Origin of the sequence: Streptomyces spinoverrucosus, assembly GCF_006539505.1 — a bacterium.
Lineage (GTDB): Bacteria > Actinomycetota > Actinomycetes > Streptomycetales > Streptomycetaceae > Streptomyces > Streptomyces spinoverrucosus.
Genome location: NZ_BJND01000023.1, coordinates 14389 through 35492 on the forward strand (window position 1 = coordinate 14389; position 21104 = coordinate 35492).

20 protein-coding genes and 1 pseudogene are annotated in these 21104 nt (G+C 69.5%); 10 read left to right on the plus strand and 11 right to left on the minus strand.

What is annotated here, in order from left to right:
- Window positions 1–3: 3 nt before the first annotated feature.
- Complete coding sequence (locus SSP24_RS16680; protein ID WP_174864661.1) at window positions 4–309, minus strand: LPXTG cell wall anchor domain-containing protein; 306 nt, start codon at window positions 307–309, stop codon at window positions 4–6.
- 109 nt (window positions 310–418) lie between these two features.
- On the opposite strand from SSP24_RS16680, the gene SSP24_RS16685 reads away from it, so the two are divergent.
- The 6 genes from SSP24_RS16685 (at window position 419) to SSP24_RS44920 (ending at window position 8336) form a co-directional block, all read left to right on the plus strand.
- The gene (locus SSP24_RS16685) at window positions 419–763 is read left to right on the plus strand and encodes a hypothetical protein (protein WP_167529604.1); all 345 of its coding nucleotides are present in this window, start codon (window positions 419–421) and stop codon (window positions 761–763) included.
- A 224-nt stretch (window positions 764–987) separates the two neighbouring features.
- Window positions 988–2238 carry a L,D-transpeptidase gene (locus tag SSP24_RS16690; RefSeq protein WP_141310349.1) on the plus strand — a complete coding sequence of 417 codons (1251 nt, stop codon included), beginning with the start codon at window positions 988–990 and terminating at the stop codon, window positions 2236–2238.
- Window positions 2239–2385: 147 nt separating this feature from the next.
- A complete protein-coding gene (locus SSP24_RS16695; protein ID WP_141310350.1) occupies window positions 2386–3831 on the plus strand; it encodes an ABC transporter permease in 1446 nt (481 codons plus the stop codon).
- A 95-nt stretch (window positions 3832–3926) separates the two neighbouring features.
- Complete coding sequence (locus SSP24_RS16700; protein WP_141310351.1) at window positions 3927–4610, plus strand: ABC transporter ATP-binding protein; 684 nt, start codon at window positions 3927–3929, stop codon at window positions 4608–4610.
- 212 nt (window positions 4611–4822) lie between these two features.
- A complete protein-coding gene (locus tag SSP24_RS16705; protein WP_229865902.1) occupies window positions 4823–8119 on the plus strand; it encodes a S8 family peptidase in 3297 nt (1098 codons plus the stop codon).
- Window positions 8120–8204: 85 nt separating this feature from the next.
- Window positions 8205–8336 (plus strand): hypothetical protein, encoded by a 132-nt coding sequence (locus SSP24_RS44920; RefSeq protein ID WP_268255101.1) that lies wholly within the window; start codon window positions 8205–8207, stop codon window positions 8334–8336.
- Window positions 8337–8341: 5 nt separating this feature from the next.
- On the opposite strand, the gene SSP24_RS16715 is transcribed toward SSP24_RS44920, so the two are convergent.
- Both SSP24_RS16715 and SSP24_RS16720 read right to left on the minus strand, forming a co-directional pair.
- Window positions 8342–8725 carry a VOC family protein gene (locus SSP24_RS16715; protein WP_141310353.1) on the minus strand — a complete coding sequence of 128 codons (384 nt, stop codon included), beginning with the start codon at window positions 8723–8725 and terminating at the stop codon, window positions 8342–8344.
- Between the two features lie 155 nt (window positions 8726–8880).
- On the minus strand, window positions 8881–9924 hold the full coding sequence (locus SSP24_RS16720; protein WP_141310354.1) for an NAD(P)-dependent alcohol dehydrogenase: 1044 nt from the start codon (window positions 9922–9924) through the stop codon (window positions 8881–8883).
- A 171-nt stretch (window positions 9925–10095) separates the two neighbouring features.
- On the opposite strand from SSP24_RS16720, the gene SSP24_RS16725 reads away from it, so the two are divergent.
- Window positions 10096–11019 (plus strand): helix-turn-helix domain-containing protein, encoded by a 924-nt coding sequence (locus tag SSP24_RS16725; RefSeq protein ID WP_141310355.1) that lies wholly within the window; start codon window positions 10096–10098, stop codon window positions 11017–11019.
- 40 nt (window positions 11020–11059) lie between these two features.
- On the opposite strand, the gene SSP24_RS16730 is transcribed toward SSP24_RS16725, so the two are convergent.
- Window positions 11060–12283, minus strand: coding sequence for an FG-GAP-like repeat-containing protein (locus SSP24_RS16730; protein WP_141310356.1), 1224 nt, complete (start codon window positions 12281–12283; stop codon window positions 11060–11062).
- A gap of 285 nt (window positions 12284–12568) precedes the next feature.
- Between SSP24_RS16730 and SSP24_RS16735 the strand changes: the two genes are divergently transcribed.
- The gene (locus SSP24_RS16735) at window positions 12569–13201 is read left to right on the plus strand and encodes a hypothetical protein (protein ID WP_229865899.1); all 633 of its coding nucleotides are present in this window, start codon (window positions 12569–12571) and stop codon (window positions 13199–13201) included.
- Between the two features lie 32 nt (window positions 13202–13233).
- Here SSP24_RS16735 and SSP24_RS16740 read toward each other — a convergent pair whose 3' ends face one another.
- From SSP24_RS16740 to SSP24_RS16755, 4 genes and pseudogenes are all read right to left on the minus strand, one after another.
- A complete protein-coding gene (locus SSP24_RS16740; RefSeq protein ID WP_141310357.1) occupies window positions 13234–14319 on the minus strand; it encodes an AI-2E family transporter in 1086 nt (361 codons plus the stop codon).
- A gap of 83 nt (window positions 14320–14402) precedes the next feature.
- Window positions 14403–14662: pseudogene (locus tag SSP24_RS44115) on the minus strand (DUF6247 family protein); the annotation flags it as partial.
- Between the two features lie 21 nt (window positions 14663–14683).
- Window positions 14684–15361: a peptide-methionine (S)-S-oxide reductase MsrA gene (msrA, locus tag SSP24_RS16750; RefSeq protein WP_141310358.1), complete on the minus strand. Its 678-nt coding sequence runs from the start codon at window positions 15359–15361 to the stop codon at window positions 14684–14686.
- A 198-nt stretch (window positions 15362–15559) separates the two neighbouring features.
- Window positions 15560–16678 (minus strand): hypothetical protein, encoded by a 1119-nt coding sequence (locus tag SSP24_RS16755; RefSeq protein ID WP_141310359.1) that lies wholly within the window; start codon window positions 16676–16678, stop codon window positions 15560–15562.
- A 199-nt stretch (window positions 16679–16877) separates the two neighbouring features.
- Between SSP24_RS16755 and SSP24_RS16760 the strand changes: the two genes are divergently transcribed.
- Window positions 16878–18032, plus strand: a complete 1155-nt coding sequence (locus SSP24_RS16760) for a cystathionine gamma-synthase (RefSeq protein ID WP_141310360.1) — start codon at window positions 16878–16880, stop codon at window positions 18030–18032.
- A gap of 10 nt (window positions 18033–18042) precedes the next feature.
- On the opposite strand, the gene SSP24_RS16765 is transcribed toward SSP24_RS16760, so the two are convergent.
- The 3 genes from SSP24_RS16765 to SSP24_RS16775 form a co-directional block, all read right to left on the minus strand.
- Window positions 18043–18291, minus strand: a complete 249-nt coding sequence (locus SSP24_RS16765) for a hypothetical protein (protein ID WP_141310361.1) — start codon at window positions 18289–18291, stop codon at window positions 18043–18045.
- 13 nt (window positions 18292–18304) lie between these two features.
- Window positions 18305–18808, minus strand: coding sequence for a sigma factor-like helix-turn-helix DNA-binding protein (locus tag SSP24_RS16770; RefSeq protein WP_174864663.1), 504 nt, complete (start codon window positions 18806–18808; stop codon window positions 18305–18307).
- Window positions 18809–19108: 300 nt separating this feature from the next.
- Window positions 19109–19615, minus strand: coding sequence for a MarR family winged helix-turn-helix transcriptional regulator (locus SSP24_RS16775; protein WP_174864668.1), 507 nt, complete (start codon window positions 19613–19615; stop codon window positions 19109–19111).
- A 161-nt stretch (window positions 19616–19776) separates the two neighbouring features.
- Between SSP24_RS16775 and ilvA the strand changes: the two genes are divergently transcribed.
- Complete coding sequence (ilvA, locus tag SSP24_RS16780) at window positions 19777–21006, plus strand: threonine ammonia-lyase (RefSeq protein WP_141310362.1); 1230 nt, start codon at window positions 19777–19779, stop codon at window positions 21004–21006.
- Window positions 21007–21104: the final 98 nt, after the last annotated feature.

A 21104-nucleotide genomic window follows, 5' to 3' on the forward strand; every position in this document is an offset into this window, starting at 1 on the left:
TTTTCAGAACCCAAGACGCTCTCGGCGCACCGAATACACCACAAAACCGGCGCCGAGGGTCAGGAAGAGCGTGCCGCCGACGACGTAGGGCGTGCTGTTGAAGCTGCCGGTGTCGGCGAGCCGGGGCCCGTCGGTCGTCGAGTCGGCCGTGTCCGTGGTCATGACCCTGGCCTGTGTCGTCGGCGTCACCGTGGAGTGCTCTCTCGCCGGGCCGTCGCCCGTCGCGTTGGCGGAGGGGACGAACCACAGGGCCCCCAGCAGGGTGCCCGCGGCGGTGGCGGTCAGCAACGGACGGCGAGCGGATGACACGGAATATCGATCCCCTTGTGACGCTGGCGAATTGGCCGTGTGGGGCGATGCTAGTGAAAGCCGCGGGTCGCGGGAAAGTCGCGGGGGCCCCTGGCCGTACCCTCCGATCATGAGCACTCCAGAGACATCAGGTTTTGTACGGCTTCGGGTGGAACTCGTCCTCCAGGTCGACGACCCGGAGGCCGTGACCCGGGCGGCACAGCGGCGGATCTCCGAGGACGTCGACATGCAGGCCGAGGAACGGGCCCAGGCCGAGAGCGCTGTGACGGAAGACACCGCGGAGGCGCTGGCGTATCTCGTGGATCCGTTCGACCTGGTCAGCGAGGTGCCCGGGGTCGAACTCCAGCAGGCCTCCTGGAGTAGCGAGCAGGTGGACTACGACCCCGACTCGCCGGACTGGGACCTCGACGACGATGATGTGGACGGCGACGAAGAGGAAGAGCGGGTCGGCTGACGCGGCTTGGGAAAAACGTGACCCCGGGCGGCAACCGCCGTCCGGGGCTTTGTCGTCTCAGGGGGCGCACGGACCGCACTCGCACCACCTGCCACGTCCCCGCGGGGACGTGGTGAGCCCCACACATCGCGGGAATGTGGAACGGGACGAACCGGTCGTAGCGTTGAATCTCTTGACGGGGATTCTTGGGGTTCTGGGGAACGGCAACGATGGAGAAGCGTGTGATGACGAACAGTAAGCGGCGCAGGGGCCTCAGGGCCGCGTCCGTACTGCTCGGCGGCGTTCTGGTGCTCTCGGCGTGCTCCGGCGGCGAGGAGGCCTCCGGCAGCGACGGCGGCAACGACACCTCGCAGGCCAAGGTCGACGAGGCGGCGGCGCAGAAGACCTCCGAGGCCCAGATCGAGATCACCCCCAAGGACGGCTCGACCAACGCCTCCATCAACAACTCGGCGGCCGTCACCGTGAGCAAGGGCACGCTCACCGAGGTGACGATGACGACGACCGACGGCACGGCCGTCGAGGGCGAGATCTCGGCCGACAAGACCAGCTGGAAGCCCAGCGTCCAGCTGGAGCGCTCCACGCGCTACAAGGTCGCGGTGACCGCGAAGGACGCCAAGGGCCTGGAGGCCCACGAGAACGCCTCCTTCACCACGGTCTCCCCGAACAACAGCTTCATAGGCACCTTCACGCCGGACAACGGCACCACCGTCGGCGTCGGCATGCCCGTCTCGATCAACTTCGACAAGGCGATCACCAACAAGGTGGACGTCCAGAAGGGCATCACCGTCACCTCCAGCAGCGGCCAGGAGGTCGTCGGCCACTGGTTCAACGCCAACCGGCTCGACTTCCGGCCCGAGGACTACTGGAAGGAAGGCTCCACCGTCACGCTGAAGCTGGCGCTCGACGGCGTCGAGGGCGCCGAGGGTGTCTACGGCGTCCAGCAGAAGACGGTCTCCTTCACCATCGGCCGCAACCAGGTCTCCTACGTCGACGCGCAGACCAAGCAGATGAAGGTCACGCAGGACGGCAAGGTCGTCAAGACCATCCCGATCTCGGCCGGCTCGCCCGAGAACAAGACGTACGAAGGCCAGATGGTGATCTCCGAGAAGTTCAAGGAGACCCGGATGAACGGCGCGACGGTCGGCTTCACCGACGACGACGGCAAGGGCGAGTACGACATCAAGGACGTCCCGCACGCCATGCGGCTGTCCAGCTCCGGCACGTTCATCCACGGCAACTACTGGGGCGCCGACTCCATCTTCGGCAACGTCAACACCAGCCACGGCTGCGTCGGCCTGAACGACACCAAGGGCGCCAACGACCCCAACACCGAGGGTGCTTGGTTCTACAACAACTCGATGGTCGGTGACGTCGTGGTCGTCCAGAACACCGGCGACAAGACCATCGCGCCGGACAACGGACTCAACGGCTGGAACATGAGCTGGGAGCAGTGGAAGGCCGGTTCCGCGGTCTGACACACACCGTCTGACGCAGGCTCAATACGAAGGCCGCCCCACCCGGGGCGGCCTTTGTTTTTCCTCGTTCGTTCTCATCGCCCCTTCTCATCCTCCTCTTATCCCAGCCTTATCCCGTCATCACGGTGCGTCCCTAGCTTGCGGCGCATGTTCTTCACCTACCTGAGGCGCGAACTGCGCCGCCGCAGAAAGGCGGCCCTCGTCGTCGCCTCCGGCCTCGCGCTGGGTATCGCGCTGGTCATCGTCGTCAACTCCGTGTCCTCCGGCATGGGGCAGGCACAGGACAAGGTCCTGCAGTCGCTGTACGGCCTCGGCACCGACATGACCGTCACCAAGGCCGCCGATCCCCAGGAGGAGGGGCAGGCGCAGCGGCCGAGGTTCCGCTTCGACGCGCAGGACAGCGGCTCCGACGAGGAGCAGAGCAGCGACCGGGTGATGGTCCAGGGCTTTGAGACCCTGGCGAGCTCGACCGTGGCGAAGGTCGGCTCGCAGGACGGCGTCTCGAACGCGGTCGGCGGTCTGAGCCTGCAAGTCGTCAAGGTCAGCGGCCAGTTCACCCGCGGCCAGTTCCAGCAGGGCGGCGGCGGTGGCGGCGGCCAGCCGTCCGGTCCGGGGGGAGAGGGCCGGGTCGAGGGCGGCGGCGCGGACTTCGACGTCAACAGCTACTCCGTCTTCGGCACCGACGTCACCGAGCCCGAGCTCGGCCCGCTGACCTCCTCGAAGATCACCAGCGGCCGTACCTTCACGTCCGCCGAGACCAACGCGAAGGTGGTCGTCGCCGACGCCTCCTACGCCAAGGAGAAGAAGCTGGCCGTCGGTGACACGGTCACCATCAAGGACGTCAAGTACGAGGTCATCGGCATCGCCACCCCCGAGAGCGGGGACGCCGCGGCCAACCTCTACATCCCGCTCAAGCAGGCGCAGACCCTCAGCGACTCCGCGGACAAGGTCACCACGATCTATGTCAAGGCGACCGACTCCCAGCAGATCGACGCCGTCAAGTCGGAGATCCAGAAGAACATCTCCGGTACGACCGTGACGACCTCCGCCGACCTCGCGGACACCGTCTCCGGCTCCCTGTCCACCGCCTCCGACCTCGCCACCAGCGTCGGCAAGTGGCTGTCGATCGTGGTGCTGGCGGCGGCGTTCCTGGTCGCCGGGCTGCTCACGTCCTCCGCGGTGTCCCGGCGGGTGCGGGAATTCGGCACGCTGAAGGCGCTGGGCTGGCGGTCGGGGCGGGTGACCCGGCAGGTCGTCGGGGAGGCCGTCGTCAACGGGCTGGTCGGCGGTGCGCTCGGGATCGCGCTCGGGCTGGTGGGGGCGTACGTCGTCACCGCGATCAGCCCGACCCTGCAGGCCGAACTCGGCGGCGGTGGCGGGACGACCGGTCCCGGCGGCGGCGGATTCGGCGGCGGTCCCGGCCGGCAGGCCGCGGCCCGCACCCTCGACGTCGCCCTCACGGCCCCCGTCAGCGTGACGACCATCGCCCTCGCGGTCGCCCTGGCCGTGACCGGTGGGCTTGTCGCGGGCGCGTTCGGCGGGTGGCGGGCGTCGCGCCTGCGGCCGGCGGATGCGTTGCGGCGCGTGGAGTAGTCGCGCTCCGGCGCTCCGGGCGCTCCGGCCCTCTGACGGTCCAGCGCTCCGGCGCAACGGCCAACACCCCAACGCATCCCAGGAGTTGCACCACGATGTACGAACTCAGAGGCGTCACCAAGCACTACAGCCGAGGCAAGGACACCGTGCACGCGCTGGACGGCGTCGACCTCACCATCGCCGACGGCGACCGGCTGGTCATCCAGGGCCCCACCGGCGGCGGCAAGTCGACGCTGCTGCAGATGCTCGGCGGACTCGACCGGCCCACCTCCGGTGAGGTCGTCCTCGACGGGACCGACCTGGCCCGGCTGCCCGAGGCCCGGCTCACCCGGGTGCGCAGCGAGAACATCGGCTTCGTCTTCCAGAGCTTCAACCTCATCCCGACGCTCACCGCCCAGGAGAACGTCGAAACCGCCCTCGTACCCCTCGGAATCAAGTCCAAGGAACGGCGTGAACGGGCCGCCGAGGCGCTGCAGTCGGTCGGGCTCGGTGAGCGGCTCGGGCATCTGCCCGGGGAGATGTCCGGCGGTCAGCAGCAGCGGGTCGCCATCGCGCGGGCGCTGGTGAAGCAGCCGAAGGTGCTGCTGGCCGACGAACCCACCGGAAACCTCGACGAGTCGATGCGCGACGAGATCATGGACGTACTCGAACGCATGTGGAAGGAGCTGGGGTTGACCTTCGTCATGGTCACCCATGACTCCGCCATCGCGAAGAAGGCCCCGCGGGTGGCGACGATCCGCAAGGGGCGGATCACGGTGAAGGAGAACGCCAACTCATAGAACCGCGCGCCCTATTGGACAACTCCTGTTCACGGAGTTGTCGTCTTTCCGGCCAATTCCTGACGGGCCGATCTATTGAGGCCGCTGATAACCCCCCGGCATACTGCGTGATTCCGGGGGGTGCACCGGCATCTGTGCGGAACCACCCCCTGGCCGGGTGAACGGGGTATTCGCCCGGTTCCTCAACTCCAGGGGGAGTTTTGCGCAGACAAGTGAAGAGAGTCGGCGCCGCCGCGATCGCCACCGCGGCCGCCGTCGCCCTCGCCGCGGGACTGACCAGCCCGGCGAGTGCGAAGCCGGAACAGAGCCCGAACGGCCCTGCGAAGCTCACATCTCACCACCGCATCACCCTGATCACCGGCGACCGGGTCTCCGTGGACGCCAAGGGCCGGGTCGTCGGCGTGGATCGCGCCGAGGGCCGCGAGCACATACCCGTACAGATACGCAAGGCCCATGGCCGCACGCTCGTGATACCCGCCGACGCGGCCCGCCTGGTCGCCACCGGCAAGCTGGACCAGCGGCTGTTCGACATCACCGAGCTGAACAAGTCCGCCACCCGCAAGGCCCAAAAGAACGGCCTGAAGGTCATCGTCGGCTACAAGGGCGCCGCCACCGCCGCCAAGGCCGACGTCCGCGACGCGGGCACCCTGCGCCGGAGCCTGAAGACGCTGAACGCGGACGCCGTGCAGACCGCGCCCAAGGACACGGCCGAGCTGTGGGACGCGGTCACCAACGGCGACAAGACCGTCTCCGGCATCGCGCACGTCTGGCTCGACGGTGTCCGCAAGGCCACCCTCGACAAGTCCGTGCCGCAGATCGGCGCCCCCAAGGCCTGGGCCGCCGGCTACGACGGCAAGGGCGTGAAGATCGCCGTCCTCGACACCGGCGTGGACGCCACGCACCCCGACCTCAAGTCCCAGGTGAAGGCGTCGAAGAACTTCACCACCGCCGCCGACGCCACCGACAAGCAGGGCCACGGCACGCACGTCGCCTCCATCGCGGCCGGCACCGGCGCGAAGTCCGGCGGCAAGTTCAAGGGCGTGGCGCCCGGCGCCGAGATCCTCAACGGCAAGGTCCTCGACGACAGCGGCTTCGGCGACGACTCCGGCATCCTGGCCGGCATGGAGTGGGCGGCCGAGCAGGGCGCCGACGTCGTCAACCTCAGCCTCGGCGGCATGGACACCCCGGAGATCGACCCGCTGGAGGCGGCCGTCAACCGGCTCTCCGCCGACAAGGGCATCCTCTTCGCCATCGCGGCCGGCAACTCCGGCCCCGAGTCGATCGGTTCGCCGGGCAGCGCGGAGGCCGCGCTGACCGTCGGCGCCGTGGACGACAAGGACGCGCTGGCCGACTTCTCCAGCACCGGCCCGCGAATCGGCGACGGCGCCATCAAGCCGGACGTCACCGCGCCCGGCGTGGACACCACCGCGGCCGCCGCCAAGGGCAGCGCCATCGCCCAGGAGGTCGGCGAGAACCCGGCCGGCTACCTGACCATCTCGGGTACGTCGATGGCGACCCCGCATGTCGCGGGCGCGGCGGCGATCCTCAAGCAGCAGCACCCGGACTGGACGTACGCCGAGCTCAAGGGCGCGCTGACCGCGTCCACCAAGGGCGGCGCCTACACGCCGTTCCAGCAGGGCTCGGGACGCATCCAGGTCGACAGGGCCATCAAGCAGACCGTGATCGCCGACCCGGTGTCGGTGAGCTTCGGCGTCCAGCAGTGGCCGCACACCGACGACACCCCGGTCACCAAGCAGCTGACGTACCGCAACCTCGGCACCACCGACGTCACGCTGGACCTGAAGGTCACCGCCACCAACCCCAAGGGCCAGGCGGTCCCGGCGGGCTTCTTCAAGCTCGGCGCGACGAAGGTGACCGTCCCGGCGGGCGGCAAGGCCTCCGTCGACATGACCGTCAACACCAAGCTGGGCGGCACCGTCGACGGCGCGTACTCCGCGTACGTGACCGCGACCGGCGGCGGGCAGTCCGTCCGTACGGCCGCCGCGGTGCAGCGTGAGGTGGAGTCGTACGACGTCACGGTCAAGCACATCGGCCGGGACGGGAAGGGCACGGCCGACTACAACACCGCGCTGCTCGGATACTCGGGCCTCGGCAACGGCCGTGCCTACCAGGTTCCGCCCGTCGCGTCCGGCGCCACCACCATGCGCGTGCCCAAGGGCACGTACCTGCTGGACGCCTGGATCGCCAAGGACTTCGTCGACCTGGAGGGCGGCCTCGACTGGCTGGTCCAGCCGCAGCTGACCGTCACCAAGAACACCTCGGTGACGATCGACGCCCGTAAGACCAAGGCCGCCACCATCACGGTCCCGGACACCGCGGCCAAGCCCCGGTCCGCGATGATCTCCTACTTCCTGGAGAACGCGGGCTTCGGCTTCGGCTTCGCCGCCGGCTCCTTCGCCGATCTGCGGATGGCCCACCTGGGCGGCGAGATCGCGAGCGGCCTCAGCCAGACCTGGGGCGGTCAGTGGACGAAGGGCGCCGCCACCGAGTACGACGTGGCGACCACCGCCAACGTCAAGAAGATCCAGGGCGACAAGGTCCGGCGCTTCAGCAAGGCCGAACTCGCCACGGTGAAGGCCTACCTCGCGGCTTCCACCCCCGGCAAGACCGGCGCGCTCGCCCCCGTCGGCCTCTTCCCCGCCGACTTCTACGCGGGTGAGCCCATCGAGCAGAAGCTGCCCGGCAGCCGCACCGTGTACCTGTCGACGGCCCAGAGCATCCAGTGGCTGTTCGACTTCGAGCAGTACGGCGGCAAGGACGCCCAGGGGAACCCGATCCCGGAGGCGTACTACACGCTCGGCAGCCCGCTGACGCTGAAGGCGGGCAAGTCGTACACGCGGCACTTCAACAAGGCGGTCTTCGGTCCGACGCTGAACTCCGAGTTCGGCCTGTACCGCGAGGGCAACGACATCTACGGCTATGTGCCGCTGTTCGCCGACAGCTCCAAGCACCCGGGCTCGTCGCTGTTCAGCTCGGTGACCACCACCCTGTACCGCAACGGCACCAAGGTCGGCTCCCACGACGACCCGCTGTTCGGCGAGAAGGCGTTCAGGGTCCCGGCCGGTGACGCCGAGTACCGGCTGACCACCTCGGTGAAGCGGGACGTCAAGGTGGCGGCGACGTCCACGCGGATCGACGCGAGCTGGACGTTCCGCTCCAAGACGCCGTCCACCGAGCAGGCCAAGCTGCCGGCGTCCACCGCCCGGTTCAACGCGCCGCCCGGCCTGGACGGCCGCGCCCCGGCCGGCCGCACGGTCACCTTCCCGGTCACCGTCGAGGGCGCGGCCCAGGGCAGCAACCTCAAGTCGCTGGGTGTGTGGGTGTCGTACGACTACGGCCAGACCTGGAAGCAGGTCACCGTCAAGAACGGCAAGATCACCGTCAAGAACCCGGCCAAGGGCAAGGGGATCTCGTTCCACGCGAAGATCAGCGACAAGAAGAACAACAAGTCGACGATCTCGATCTACAACGCGTACTACGGCAAGTGATCGCGTGTCGCTGTGAACCGGCTTCGTTGAAGCGGTGAGCGAAGGCCCGCTGGAAGTTCTCCTTCCGGCGGGCTTTCGTGTTTCGGTGGATGACGTCGGCGAGTTCGGCGGCGGTCGGCCCGAACTCGCCGAGGGCGTTGCCGCGGAGCTGGGCGAAGAGGGTGCCGAGGAACACGGCGGCGACCGCCCGCCCGAACAGCTGGAGCCGCGTGAATGAACGACTCAGCCGCCACTTCCATAAGGCCGAGTGATGATCTCCAGGTTGTGGCCGTTCGGGTCCTCGAAGTACGTGCCTCGGCCGTCGTCTCTGTGGTTGATCTCGCTGGGGCGGGTGTGGTACGGGTCCGCCCAGTAGGCCAGGCCTGCCTGCTGTATGCGGGCGAAGATCGTGTCGAACTCGGACTCCGAGACCAGGAAAGCGTAGTGCTGGGGCGTGATGTCGCCCTGCGTGTTCATGTAGTCCAGGGACACGCCGTTCGCGATCTCGACGGGGGTGAAGGGGCCGTAGGGCGGGCTCACCTCAAGGCCGAGGAGGTCGGCGAGGAAGCGGGCCGAGGTTTCCTTGTCGTGGGCGGCGACGATGGTGTGGTTCAGCTGGACCGTCATGGGGGCCTCCTCCGGTCTGTTCCGGATCCACCGGTCACGTTCTGACTTCCAACGCTAGACCTGCCGGTCATCGCCTCACAGCGGGGCCCTCACCTCGCTCGTCGGCGGCCCGTACCTCCCCTGGGTACTGGGCCGCCGATGAGTGACGTGAACGATCAGATCGTGGCGGTGTCGATCACGAACCGGTACCGGACGTCGCTCGCCAGCACCCGCTCGTACGCCTCGTTGATCTGGTCCGCGCGGATCAGCTCGATCTCGGCTCCGAAGCCGTGCTCGGCGCAGAAGTCCAGCATCTCCTGGGTCTCGGCGATGCCGCCGATGGCGGAACCCGCGAGCGTCTTGCGGCCCATGAGCAGCGGGAAGACGTTCAGCGAGATCGGCTCCTCGGGCGCACCCACGTTCACCAGCGCGCCGTCGGTCTTCAGCAGCCCGAGGAAGGCGCTGAAGTCCAGGGGGGCCGAGACCGTCGACAGGATGACGTCGAAGGTGCCCGCCAGCTCCTCGAAGGTCTTCGGGTCGCTGGTGGCGTAGTAGTGGTCGGCGCCCAGCTTCAGCCCGTCCTCCTGCTTGCGCAGGGACTGGGAGAGGACCGTGACCTCGGCACCCAGGTGGTGCGCGATCTTCACGGCCATGTGGCCGAGACCGCCCATGCCGAGGACGGCGACCTTCTTGCCGGGGCCGACGTTCCAGTGCTTCAGCGGGGAGTACGTGGTGATACCGGCGCACAGCAGCGGCGCGGCCTCCTCGAGGCTCAGGCCCTCGGGGATGCGCACGACGTAGTTCTCGTCGACGACGATCTTCTGCGAGTAGCCGCCGTAGGTCGGCTCGCCGTTCTTGTCGAGCGCGTTGTACGTGCCGACCATGCCGGTGCCGGTGCAGTACTGCTCCTCGCCGGCCTTGCAGTTGTCGCACTCACGGCAGGAGTCGACCATGCAGCCGACGCCCACCCGGTCGCCGACGGCGAACCCGGTGACGCCGGGCCCGACCTCGGCGACGATGCCGGCGATCTCGTGGCCGGGGACCATCGGGAAGATGGCCTCGCCCCAGCCCTCACGGGCCTGGTGAATGTCGGAGTGGCAGATTCCGGCGTACTTGATGTCGATCAGGACATCGAACTCACCGACCTCCCGCCGCTCGATCGTGGTCCGCTCCAGCGGAGCCTTGGCGGCGGGGGCGGCGTATGCGGTGACAGTGGTCATGCCGGGGGTCTCCTAGCGATGTGATCGCGCCCGGCTGCCTTCTTGACCGGGCACGCCATCCAGGCTGCCGCCGAAACGCACATCCACCCAGGTCACGGCTTTGCGTACGTCCGCCGTGCCTACCACTGGCGAGGACAGGTTCATATACGTACGACCATGAATACTGGACGTATGGACGAACAGCCCCTGCCCCTGCCCGTGCCGGAGACCGGCGGCGGCCTGGACCGGCGCGCCGAGCTCAGCGAGTTCCTGCGCAGCCGGAGGGCCCGGCTGAAGCCGGAGGACGTGGGGCTGGCGGACTACGGACGGCACCGCAGGGTCCCGGGACTGCGCCGCGAGGAGCTGGCACAGCTGGCCGGGGTGTCGGTGGCGTACTACACGCGGCTGGAGCAGGGCAACGGGCGGAACGTGTCGGCGGAGGTGCTGGACGCGATCGCGCGGGCGCTACGGCTGACCGACGCCGAGCATGCCCACCTCACGCACCTGGCCAAGCCGAAGCAGCACAAGAAGAAGCCGGCGGCACGCACCCAGCAGGTGCGGGTCGCTCTGCGGCAGCTGCTGGACATGTTCGACAGCGTCCCGGCGTACATCGTGGGCCGTCGTTCGGACATCCTGGCGTGGAACCGGATGGCCGCGGCCGTCTTCGGAGACTGGGCGGAGCTGCCGGCGCAGGAGCGGAACTGGGCGCGGCTGGTGTTTCTGAAGCCGGAGTACCGCGACCTGTTCGTGGACTGGGACCAGAAGGCGTCCGACATCGTCGCCTTTCTGCGCATGGACGCCGGCTGCCACCCGGACGACCCGCGCCTGTCGGCCCTGGTGGGTGAACTCTCCGTCAAGAGCGAGGAGTTCCGGCGGCTGTGGGCCACGCACGACGTGAAGGAGAAGAGCCACGGCGTCAAGCGGTTCCATCACCCGCTGGTGGGTGAACTGTCCCTGTCATTCGAGACGTTCCGCCTCGTCGACGACGCCGAGCAGTCCCTGATCACGTACCACGCGGAGCCCCACTCCCCGTCCGCGGAGGCACTGCGCCTCCTGGCCAGCTGGGGGAGGGACGCGACGCGGGCGGGGTCGGGGTCCTCGACGTCGTCGAACTGAGGCAGCCGCCCAGTAAGGGCTACCGGCAGCCTGCCAAGGGCTAGAAGACGCCGTTCAGGCCCCACCACTCGCCGTCGGTCCGTTCGCCGGACTGCACGCCGCCGGTGTCCCGGCCCCGGTAGGTGACCAGCCAGCCCGGGTTGCCCGGGTAGCCGTCGATCACGTACTTCTCGTTGGTCACCGTGGCCAGGTCGGGGCGTCCGTCGCCGGAGAAGTCTCCCACCGCGATGAAGTTCGCCATGGCGTTCCAGCCGCCCGAGCCGATGAGCTTGCGGGCGCCGAGCCTGGCGGTGGAGGTGCCCGGGTAGAGCCACAGCTTGCCGGTGGACGCCTCCCGCGCGTACAGGTCGGGACGGCTGTCACCGGTCACGTTGCCGATGCCGACGAGGGCGTTCATGCTGTTCCAGCCGCCCGTGCCGATGAGCTTGCGGGCGCCGAGGCCGCCGGTGGAGGTGCCGGGGTAGAGCCACAGCTTGCCCGTGGCCTTCTCGACCGCGATCAGGTCGGAGCGGCTGTCTCCGGTGAGGTCGCCGAAGGCGGTGATCTTGTTCATGGCGTTCCAGCCGCCCGTGCCGATGAGCTTGCGGGCGCCGAGGGAGCCGGTGCCGGTTCCGGGGTAGAGCCACAGCTTGCCGGTGGACGCCTCGCGGGCGATGAGGTCCTCCCGGCCGTCACGGCTGAAGTCGCCGTGCCGGGTGAGGGCGTTCATGCCGTTCCAGCCGCCCGTGCCGATGAGCTTGCCGGTGCCGTTGCCCGGCGTGAACCAGAGCCGTCCGGCCTCGTCCCGGGCGATCACGTCGGCCTTGCGGTCGCCGTTCATGTCCCCGAAGCCCTGTACCTTCGGGGAGATCTCGGAGTACCAGCGCGGGTAGGCGGTCTGGCTGCACTCACGCTCGGTACGGACGAACTTGATCGAGCTGGTGGTCGCGGTCGGATACCCGCTGTACTCGCCGGGCGTGTTCGGCTCCTGGGGCCAGTAGCCGCCCCACGGCTCGTAGTTCTTGTCCTCGTAGACGCAGGCGATCGACTTCGTACGGTTGACGTACGAGCGGATCTTGTTGTCCCAGCTGCCCAGGTCGGCGACGCTCTTGTTCGTCTTCCACATCGTGCCGTTGGCGCTTTCGCCGGTCCACCCGCAGAAGTAGCCCGCCGGGCAGTCGTACGAACTCGCGGCCGCCGGAGCGGCGTTCGCGGCGGCCAGGCCGGTACCGGCGATCGCGATGCCGACGAGTGTGGCCACGCTCCGGTTGAAACGGTTCTGCATATACGGTTTCCCCTCCCATTGACGCGCGCCGAAGTCTCGTCCCGAGGGCCCGCCGGTCTCCCGGCCGGGCGCGGTGGGGCCCTGAGGTGACGGCCGACGCAGCCAGGTGATCGTAAGGCAGCGCCGCGCTGCACCGCACCGGGAGGGGGGCTGACGGGTCCGGCGCCGGCATTGGGGCGTCGTGGCTTGAGAGTTCGGTCGAGGCACCACTTCAATGGCGTCGTGACCACGGCATCAATGCACGGCTCAGAGGTCATTGCCGGACGGACCCCACTTCGCGAGGTCATGGCGCAGCTGCGCCGGCACAGGCGGGTCTTCCACTCCGAGGCCGACCTTCAGCACAGTTTTGCTCGGGTGCTCTGGGAGCTGGTGCCGGAGGCGGAGTCCAGGCTCGAGGTCCCGCAGCGGCTGTCGGGCAAGGCCGAGTACCTGGACCTGCTGTGCATCGGGCCGGAAGCTCGCACGGCCATCGAGTTCAAGTACTTCACCCGGAGTTGGACGGGCACGATCGGCACTCCAGGCGAGGACTACGCCTTGAAGGCACATGGCGCCACGGACCTCGCTCGCCTGCACTTCGTTCGGGACATAGCCAGGCTGGAGCGCTTCTGCCGTCAGTCCCAACAGAACGGCCTCGCGCTGATGCTGACCAACGAGGCGTCCTTGTGGACTCCGCCGGGCCCCGGCCGCCGACCTACTCGGGATCACGACTTCAGGATTCACGACGGGCGCGAGCTCGCCGGGACGCTGCTCTGGCCCGAGGGAGCATACGAGCCGAACACATGCAGGCTGCGAGGTTCCTATCCCCTCGTTTGGGAGCAGTACTCCAGGCAGGACGGACCAGGCGGAGAGTTCCGCTATCTGGCGGTGTTTGTCAGCCCATCGGCCACCGGAGACGGCGACGGAGCCGCACATACGTAGTCCTGGGACGGGGCGGCGGCGCAGGTGTCCGACTAGTCGATCCCCGGTTCCGGTGACGGCTCGCGGAGCTGCGCGCGCACATAGTTCCAGATCACCGCGATCAGTGCGGCGATCGGTACTGCGAGCAGACTGCCCACGATGCCGGCCAGACTGGCGCCCAACGTCACCGCCAGCAGGACCACGGCCGCATGGAGGCCAAGCCCACGACTTTGGATCATGGGCTGGAACACGTTGCCCTCGAGCTGCTGAACCACGACGATGATGGCCAGCACGATCAGCGCGTCCGTCAGACCGTTGGAGACCAGCGCGATAAGAACTGCGACGAAACCGGCGAACAGGGCGCCAATGATCGGCACGAACGCTGAGACAAAGGTCAGCACCGCCAGCGGCAGCACCAGCGGTACCCCCAGAATCCACAGGCCCAGGCCGATCAGGACGGCGTCGAGCAGGCCGACAGCCGCCTGGGAACGCACGAACGCGCCCAGAGTGTCCCAGCCCCGCGCGGCCACAGCCGGGACGTCGGTGGCGAGCCGACCGGGCAGCTGACGAGCAAGCCACGGCAGGAACCGCGGGCCGTCCTTGAGGAAGAAGAACATCAGGAAGAGGGCCAGGACGGCAGTGACCAAGCCGTTCACCACGGTGCTCACTCCCGTGACGACAGCGCCGACCATGCTGCCGAGGCCCTCTTGAGCGCGGGCGACCGCGGTGTCGAAGGCCTTGGTGATCTGGGCGTCACCGATGTTCAACGGCGGCCCGGCGGCCCATTCACGCAACTTCTGGATGCCTTCGACCACGCCGTCGGTCAGCTCGTCGGACTGGGATGCCACCGGTACTGCGATCAGCGCCACGACGCCCATGGCGACCAGGAGGAACAGCACGGTTACGACCGACGCGGCGAGGGCGGGTTTCCACCCGTGACGACGCAGGAAACGAGTCAGCGGCCAGGTCAGTGTGGTCAGAAGCAGGCCGACCACGAGGGGCCAGACGACCGCCCACATCCGGCCCAAGATCCACAAAGTCACCGCGAGCATCAGGAATATGAGCAGCAACTCCGCGGAGACACGCGCTGATGTGCGCAGTGCGGCGCGGGCTCTCGTGGAACTCAACGTGGCAGTCACGGAGGCACCTTATTGGTACTCAGGTGAACTCCTGGCTTTGGGCGGGCCACTTAAGTAGAACCAGCCGCCGGCGGCGTCCATGCGGCGGTGTCTTCCCAACGGCGGAGGTCTGCTGCCACGTCCGGCTGGCGCTGGATGTGGACATAGACGGCCCACTGGGCCACGAACCGCTGGAGAGGCGCCAGATCAGAGCCCTGCCGGGACTGGTCGGCGGCCCGGTCCACCTCCCGAGTGAAAGTAGGTTGTGCGGCAGGGGCGATCTGCCCGATGCCTGCCGCAGCGCGGCAACCGTGGCTGGGGGCTGAGGGATGAGCGGCCAGTCCTGCGATGGGCAACGCGGCAGCCGCCCGGTGTTCCGGGCCGTCTACTCGTCGGTGGACTCTGGGGCCGGCGCCACGCCGATCGGGCACGACACCCCCGTGCCGCCGATCCCGCAGTATCCCGCCGGGTTCTTGTCCAGGTACTGCTGGTGGTACCCCTCCGCCGGATAGAACGGCCGGTCCTTCGCCGGGAGGATCTCCGTCGTGATCCTGTCGTAGCCCGAGCCGGTCAGGACCTTCTGGTACGCCTCGCGAGAGGCCTCCGCGGTCGCGGCCTGCTCCGGGGTGTGGGTGTAGATCGCCGAGCGGTACTGCGTGCCGACGTCGTTGCCCTGGCGGAAGCCCTGCGTCGGGTCGTGGGCCTCCCAGAAGGTCTTCAGGAGGCGGTCGTACGAGATCACCTTCGGGTCGTGGACCACGCGGACGACCTCCGTGTGGCCGGTCAGGCCCGAGCAGACCTCCTCGTACATGGGGTTCTCGGTGTGGCCGCCCTGGTAGCCGACGAGGGTCGTCCACACGCCAGCCGGGAGCTGCCAGAACTTGCGCTCGGCGCCCCAGAAGCAGCCGAGGCCGAAGTCGGCGATCTCCAGGCCCTCGGGGTAGGGGCCGAGCAGCGGATTGCCGAGGACGGTGTGGCGGTCGGGGACCGTGAAGGCGGGCTCCGGGCGGCCCTTCAGCGCCTGCTCGGGGGTGGGCAGGGTGGGCGTACGGCCGAACAGCATGTCGGGGCTCCCCTTCTTGCCGGGCTTACAACGGGGCCTTCCCGGTCTTCACGGGGCGGCATCTGAAGAACATTCGAGCGCCGCCCCGCATTCCGTTCGCATTCCGTCCGTACGCCAGCCCGCGGCACCGGCCACCTGCGAGGACGCGCCGCGTGTCCGGCAGTCCGGTTGGCGACCAGCCCCCGGGCACCTGCGCCCTCAGCGCAGCAGCGTCGCCGGGCTGCCGCCGTTCGCCTCGTAGCCCGCCACCGCCAGCGCCCGGTAGACCGCGAACTCCGCTGCCGGGTCCGGGGACAGTGTCCAGGGCAGGGCCCCCACGTGGCCGTCGATGTGTATCAGCTGGCTCATGGCCTCCGCCCAGCGCTCGGAGCGGACCAGGAAGAACACCAGCAGATGGCGGACGTGCGCCAGCATCGGGTCGTCGGCGCGGGCCGAGTGGACCGCGTGCAGGGCGCCGTGGATCGCCTTGGTCACGACCTCGCTCTCGTAGAAGCCGGCGACCAGGTTGACCTCGGGGAGGTGCTCGAACACCGCGAACAGCGGCATCGCCGCCAGCAGCGAGCCCTGCGGCGCACGGGCCGCCGCGGCCTCCGCGAACTGGGTCGCCAGCTCACGCGAGCCGTGCCACTTCTCGCACCAGTAGTGCAGCGCGGCCAGGTGCGCGCCCATGTGGTTCGGCGCGCGGTCCAGGATCTTCAGCCAGAGCTGCTCGAACTCCGCGCGCGGGTAGGCCAGGCCACGGGCCACCGACAGCTCGATGATGTACGGGATCGGGTCACCGGGGGCGAGCAGCGCCGCCTCGCCGCACGCCGCCTTCGCCTCCTCCATGATGATCCGGAACTCGTCCGTGCCGGGCGTCGCCGTCCGCCACGCCTGCTGCACCAGGAACTCGGCGTGCACCGCCGCGCCGCCCGCGTCCTTGGGCGCCTCCGCCCGCCACACGCGCAGCCACTGGCCGCCCGGCGTCTCGCTGACGCCGCCCGGCCGCTGCTGCAGCTCCAGGGACGCGGCACCGGCGAAGGCCTGCACCCGCTGCCAGCGCCGCTCGCCCTCCGCCTCCGTACCCGCGAGGAGCTGCGCCGCGGCCCGGTGTTCCTGCGTGCGCTGCACCAGGTCCAGGACGTCCAGCAGGTCCTGGTCGGGACCGGGCATGCGGACGTCCAGCTCCTCCTGCCGCATGAAGCCGTAGTCCGCGGGGTCCGCGGCGTCCGGGTGGCCCGGCTTGACCAGCTCTATCCCCCTGCGCCGGCGCATCACGAACGGACCCAGCACGAAGCCGATCATGAGCAGGCCCATCAGGACCCAAAGAATCTCCATGCCTCAAGCGAACCAGACACCGCCGACAATTGGCCAACCTCCTCCGCCCGGCCTGTGGACAACTTCGACATGCGGTGCGCGCCGCGCCCCGCCGGGGGGCCCGAAGAACCGGGTGACCAGCCACGAACGACCCACCGGCTCCGGAAATACCCCGCCGAGCCCTGCGGCACCCCCAGCGCAGCGCTTACGCTCGGTTCCCATGAGCGACAGGCACATCAGTCAGCACTTCGAGACGCTCGCCATCCACGCGGGCAACACGGCCGACCCCCTCACCGGCGCGGTCGTCCCGCCGATCTACCAGGTGTCCACCTACAAGCAGGACGGGGTAGGCGGTCTGCGCGGCGGCTACGAGTACAGCCGCAGCGCCAACCCGACCAGGACCGCCCTGGAGGAGAACCTCGCCGCCCTGGAAGGCGGCCGCCGCGGCCTCGCGTTCGCGTCCGGACTGGCGGCCGAGGACTGCCTGTTGCGTACGCTGCTCAGCCCCGGCGACCACGTGGTCATCCCCAACGACGCGTACGGCGGCACGTTCCGGCTGTTCGCGAAGGTCGTCGCCCGGTGGGGCGTGGAATGGTCGGTCGCCGACACCAGCGACCCCGCGGCCGTACGGGCCGCCACCACCCCGAAGACCAAGGTGGTGTGGGTGGAGACCCCCTCCAACCCGCTGCTCGGCATCACAGACATCGCCGCGGTCGCCCAGGTCGCCCGGGACGCCGGAGCCCGGCTCGTCGTCGACAACACCTTCGCCACGCCGTATCTCCAGCAGCCCCTGTCGCTCGGCGCGGACGTCGTGGTGCACTCCCTGACCAAGTACATGGGCGGCCACTCGGACGTCGTGGGCGGCGCGCTGATCGTCGGTGACGCGGAACTCGGCGAGGAGCTGGCGTTCCACCAGAACGCGATGGGCGCAGTCGCCGGGCCCTTCGACTCCTGGCTCGTGCTGCGCGGCACCAAGACCCTCCCCGTGCGCATGGACCGGCACAGCGAGAACGCCGTCAAGGTCGCCGACATGCTCACCCGGCACGCGCGCGTGACGCGTGTGCTGTATCCGGGGCTGCCGGACCACCCCGGTCACGAGGTCGCCGTCAAGCAGATGCGCGCGTTCGGCGGCATGGTCTCCTTCCAGGTCGAGGGCGGCGAGGAGGCGGCCGTCGAGGTCTGCAACCGTGCGCGGGTGTTCACCCTGGGAGAGTCACTGGGCGGCGTCGAGTCGCTGATCGAGCACCCCGGCCGGATGACGCACGCCTCCGCGGCCGGATCGGCCCTGGAGGTCCCCGGCGACCTGGTGCGCCTGTCCGTGGGCATCGAGAACGCCGACGACCTCCTGGAGGACCTCCAGCAGGCGCTCGGCTAGGGCGTAGCGGCTACCAGCCGGTGAGCGGTGGAGTCGTCTCCGACGGCGGCTCCACCCACGGGCGCACGGTCAGCGCCCAGACGGTGAACGCCACGGTCGCCGCCCACAGCAGCAGCCAGGCCAGACGCAGGGCGAGGGTCCGGCGCCGCAGCAGACGGTCGCCGAGGCGTACGGCGTCGGCGCAGAGGTCCGGCGGTACCCGGGGTGGCGTCTGTTCCATGATCCGCCGTGCGGCGGCCTCCCGTTCGACCCGGCTCATCGGGGCCTCCCGATCATGACGCCGCCACCTTCGCGCCCGTCACGGCGGGTGCCGGTGGCCGGGGCGGGTGCAACAGGGTCGCCGTGGCCCGGTCGCAGATCGCGTGGACACGTTCCGTGGGCAGTCCGAGCAGCGCCGCCGTCTGTTCCTCGGCGACGCCCTCGTACAGCCTGAGTACCAGGACCAGACGCTCCTGCGGGGCGAGGTTCGCGAGCGTGCTGCCGGGGTGCGGGCGGGCCCGGCCGAGGGCGCCGTACTGGTGCCAGGCGCGGTGCGCGAAGCGGACGGCGAGGTACGCGCGCGTGCGGTCGTACGGGTCTTCGCCGCGCAGCCGGTCCCAGGAGGCGTAGGTGCGGGCCAGGGCCAGCGTCAGCAGGCGCCGCGCGCGCGGGTTGGCGTTCGGGGCCTCGGCGGTGAGCAGCGTGGCGGTGTGCAGCAGCCGCCCAGCCGCCCCGGCGACGAACGCCTCGAACTCCCGGGCCCGGCGGGCACCTTGGGACGCTTGCCGTTCTCGCACCGCGCCTCCCGCCTGAGGCCGACCTGAGGAAGCGGATCCCGCCGCCGCACCGGAGCATCCGGCGTACCGGCTGCGAACCCGCGTACGAGGACCCGGTCTCATATGAGGGCAGCCGCGCCCTTTCGGTCAAGAGCCGCGCACGGTGGGGATGCCCGATTGCAGGGGGCACGTATTTCGGGGGAGGGCACGCCACCGCTCAGGGCACCCGCCCTGACCCGGGCACCACGCGCGCGTGCACATCCCTGACGCGCGGCACCACCCGTCCCAGTAAGCCAACAGCTCCCAATAAAGCAGCGGCTCTCAGGAACCCGACGGCGCGTCCGCCCCCGGCATCCCATGGGCCGCCATCCGGGCCGAGAGGGCGAGATTGAAGCGGGTGAGGAGCGTGCAGAACGCCTCGCGCTCCTCCGGCGCCCAGTCATGGGTCAGCTCGGCCATCAACTGACGCCTCGACGAGCGCACTTCCTCCAGCCGCGCCTTCCCGCGCGGGGACAGCTGCAGCACCACCGCGCGCCCGTCCTCGGGATGCGAGGTCCGCTTGACCAGGCCCGTGTCGACGAGCGGAGCCACCTGCCGGGTGACCGTCGACGAGTCGATGCCCATGCTCGCGGCGAGCGCCTTGACGCCCATCGGCCCCTCCTTGTCGAGCCGGTTCAGCAGCAGGTATGCGGCGCGGTCCATGGAGTTGCGCACCTGCCCGACCCCGCCGAGCCGGGTCTGTTCGGCACGCCGGGCGAACACCGCCACCTCGTGCTGCAGCGCGTCGAGAAGGCCGGTGTCACCGACGGTCGTCATGTCCATCGACATTTCAGGTGTTGTGGGCATGGCCGGGGGCTCACTTCATGCTGGGTGCTGGGTTGGGGGACAGGGTACGCGGCCGGGAGGCGGGTCGTACCGGCGCTGCGCAAACCCGTCTCGGACGTTGGTCACAGCGGCTGTCGCGGCGTGTGAACTGCGAGACTTGACTCATGAACTACCGCAAGGCCGACACCTTGCCCCCGGTCACCCTCGACGACGTGCGCGGTGCGCAGAAGATGCTCACCGGCGTCGCACGTGTCACCGCGATGGAGGGCAGCAGATATCTGACCCAGCTGGTGGGCGCCCCGGTCCACCTCAAGTGCGAGAACCTCCAGCGGACCGGCTCCTTCAAGCTGCGCGGCGCCTACGTCCGGATCGCCGGCCTGCTGCCCGAGGAGCGCGCGGCCGGCGTGGTCGCCGCGAGCGCCGGCAACCACGCGCAGGGCGTCGCCCTGGCGTCCTCACTGCTCGGCGTCCACTCCACCGTGTTCATGCCGAAGGGCGCCCCGCTGCCGAAGATCAGTGCGACGCGTGACTACGGCGCCGAGGTGCGCCTGTACGGACAGGTGGTCGACGAGACCCTGGCCGCCGCGCAGGAGTACGCCGCCGAGACCGGCGCCGTGTTCATCCACCCCTTCGACCACCCGGACATCATCGCCGGTCAGGGCACCGTCGGCCTGGAGATCCTGGAGCAGTGCCCGGAGGTGCGCACGATCGTCGTCGGCATCGGCGGCGGCGGTCTCGCGGCCGGTATCGCGATCGCGGTGAAGGCGCTGCGGCCCGATGTGCGGATCGTCGGCGTGCAGGCGGCGGGCTCGGCGGCGTACCCGCCGTCGCTGGCGGCGGGCCGCCCGGTGTCGATCGAGAACCCGGCGACGATGGCCGACGGCATCAAGGTCGGGCGGCCCGGCGACGTGCCGTTCGCGATCATCGGAGACCTGGTGGACGAGGTCCGTACGGTCAGCGAGGATGAGCTGTCCACCGCGCTGCTGCTCTGCCTGGAGCGGGCGAAGCTGGTCGTGGAGCCGGCCGGGGCGAGCCCGGTGGCGGCGCTGCTGAGCGATCCCGGGGCCTTCGAGGGTCCGGTCGTGGCGGTGCTGTCCGGCGGCAACGTGGATCCGGTGCTGATGCAGCGCGTGCTGCGGCACGGCATGGCGGCGCAGGGCCGCTACCTGGCCGTACGGCTGCGGCTGACGGACCGGCCGGGTGCGCTCGCGACGCTGCTGGGGGTGTTGTCAGTGGTGGACGCTAACGTCCTCGACGTGAGCCATGTACGGACCGACCCACGGCTCGGGCTCACGGAGGCGGAGGTCGAGCTGCATCTGGAGACGAAGGGCCCGGCGCACTGCGTCGAGGTCGGGGAGGCCCTGCGCAAGGCGGGGTACACCGTCATCGACTGAGCCGCCGGGGCGGCATACGACCGGCAAAGGCCGAGGTCAGGCCGGAGCCTGGTCAAGATCGTGAACTCTTCGTCGCTCGTTCGGGTAAACCCCGTTGA